This window comes from Eudoraea sp. (assembly GCF_049665975.1).
Classification (GTDB): Bacteria; Bacteroidota; Bacteroidia; order Flavobacteriales; family Flavobacteriaceae; genus Eudoraea.
Genome location: NZ_JBATGR010000395.1, coordinates 1 through 2,246, shown reverse-complemented (window position 1 = coordinate 2,246; position 2,246 = coordinate 1). Strand labels below are relative to the sequence as shown.

Annotated in this window: 3 protein-coding genes; 2 read left to right on the top strand and 1 reads right to left on the bottom strand. The window is 32.0% G+C overall.

What is annotated here, in order from left to right:
• Positions 1-256 precede the first annotated feature (256 nt).
• Positions 257-676: a hypothetical protein gene (locus tag WBN20_RS13245; protein WP_424282042.1), complete on the bottom strand. Its 420-nt coding sequence runs from the start codon at positions 674-676 to the stop codon at positions 257-259.
• 82 nt (positions 677-758) lie between these two features.
• Between WBN20_RS13245 and WBN20_RS13240 the strand changes: the two genes are divergently transcribed.
• Positions 759-1,679 carry a tyrosine-type recombinase/integrase gene (locus WBN20_RS13240; RefSeq protein ID WP_424282041.1) on the top strand — a complete coding sequence of 307 codons (921 nt, stop codon included), beginning with the start codon at positions 759-761 and terminating at the stop codon, positions 1,677-1,679.
• 54 nt (positions 1,680-1,733) lie between these two features.
• Positions 1,734-2,132: a hypothetical protein gene (locus WBN20_RS13235; protein ID WP_424282040.1), complete on the top strand. Its 399-nt coding sequence runs from the start codon at positions 1,734-1,736 to the stop codon at positions 2,130-2,132.
• Positions 2,133-2,246 lie beyond the last annotated feature (114 nt).

The window sequence follows — 2,246 nt, the reverse complement described above, 5'->3', positions numbered from 1 at the left end:
TAAAATGAGGCCTGCAAAGGTTTTTACTTGAAAAATGGATAAGAAATTTAATCTTGAAAAACATAGTCAATTGATTTTCAATTGATTATAAATAATAACATCGCTTTAGCGTGTTATCCTCTTGCTTATCCTCTTTCGTTTGCAAAGCAAACAAAAAACTCAAACAAATAGCATGAACTATTTGCGTTTTTGAAATTGAAATTTTCTTGCATATTCATTTTTGAAAAGTCATTAAAGACCTACGTTTAAATATCTTCTATTTTGAATCATGTTTTATGATTTTAAAATCCCAAGGGTAGAAACTCAATTTTTCCATATATTTTTGTTTGTGTACTATTAACATTTTTTCTGTTCCTTTTTCATTTATAGGAAGATATCCATATTCGTAGCAAAAAAAATAGGTTCCGCTGTTAAATGGGAAAATATGAGTGAACAACTCAAATCTATATCCCAATTTTGCTATAACTTCTTTCTCAACTATGCTTTTACCACTTGGACAAAAATGAGCCAACAATCTTCTATTTCGCCGTAGCTTGCTGTTTATTCTTCGAATCGAAAGTTCATGAGTGGGTCTATTGGTATTATGATAAATACTTCTACATTGTGTATCACAAAATTTTTTATCTGACCGCCCTTTCAATTCTTTTTCACAAGCTAAACAAAACCGTATATTCATTAGTCGTATTATTTAACGTTTATATACGTATGTAAACGTCTATTAATGCGAAAATAATATTTTTTTTGATGACTTTCACTATATGAGAGAATCATTACCAATAGTCATCCCTACTCCTTCTAGCCTTGGTTCTACAGATCAAAACTATAGATTGTCACTTGAATTGATGCAGCAAAAGCTATTACTGAAAAACTATAGTGAACATACTATTAAGACATATGTTCATATGTTCCGTCAATTTTTAAAATATCTATATCCAATGCCTTTGCATCATGTAAATAAAACCCATATTACCAAGTATCATCTTTGGTTGGTTACAGATCGAAATGTCTCTGTATCCTATCAAAATCAAAGCATAAATGCGATAAAATTTTACATAGAAAAAGTACTGAAGCATCCTGTTACTGTTTATGAACTGGAAAGGCCGACAAAACATAAAACATTACCCAAGGTATTGTCCTTAATAGAAGTTCATCAAATTATTGAAGCTACTCGTAATCTGAAACATAGAACAATATTATCTATTATCTACGGGTCAGGGTTACGCATATCAGAATGCATTAATTTGAAAATTATCGATATTGATTCTTCCAGTATGCGGATATGGGTTCGTAATGCTAAAGGAAAAAAAGACAGAGTTACATTACTTTCTAATGACCTATTAAAACTATTAAGGGATTATTATAAAATATACCGTCCCAAAAAGTGGTTATTTGAAGGTCAAACAAAGCAACAATACAGCCCATCTAGTATTCGGCAATTTTTTAACCGTGCCAAATTTAAAGCTTTGGGTCGTTCGTCTGCCACTGTGCACACTCTACGTCACTCATTTGCGACACATCTATTAGAGAATGGTACGAATCTGAGATATATACAGAAGCTTTTGGGGCATAGTTCAAGTAAAACAACTGAAATTTACACACATGTATGTACTACCAATTTAACAGATATTACAAGTCCTTTCGATCTATTAAACAAAAAGGTATATTTGAAAGGGAAATAAACGCAATAAACTGAGTTTATTGACTAGTTGTGTTGCATTAGATAAAATGAATTAATGAGATCAAGGTTATTAATATTATTCCTATTTACCAGTCTAACTTGTTGTACTCAAACTGATAAATACGTTGGAGAGTATATTAAAAAGGGTTCAGGAATCAAGCAGCTTTATAAATTGACCCTTAATTCAAATGGCACCTTTGAATTCGAACAACATTGGGCACAAGTGGGAATGTCTAATGAAACCCAAGATACTGGAATCGAAAAAGGTAAAGGGGTATGGACTTTTGAAAATAAATTGATCATGCTTAGCTGTAATAACGAGACCGACATAACCCAGGATTATCGATTAGACTTTGACGATACCGAAGTGAGGATTATAAATGACTCGATAATTCGCTTCGTGAAATCGAAACTTTTCTGGGTAGAAAATATGGAGCTCAAGAAAAAAATGTAATAACGCAACACAACAACGGCTATGATTCATCCCTGCTACCCCACTCCGCTCATAAAAAAATTCTTACATTAGATTAAACAAAAACATTACGCTGATGATTTCTTCATAGTGAGC

Coding starts and splice junctions, on each gene's coding strand:
- WBN20_RS13245 (WP_424282042.1), bottom strand. CDS start 676: ATGAATATACGGTTTTGTTTAGCTTGTGAAAAAGAATTGAAAGGGCGG.
- WBN20_RS13240 (WP_424282041.1), top strand. CDS start 759: ATGAGAGAATCATTACCAATAGTCATCCCTACTCCTTCTAGCCTTGGT.
- WBN20_RS13235 (WP_424282040.1), top strand. CDS start 1,734: ATGAGATCAAGGTTATTAATATTATTCCTATTTACCAGTCTAACTTGT.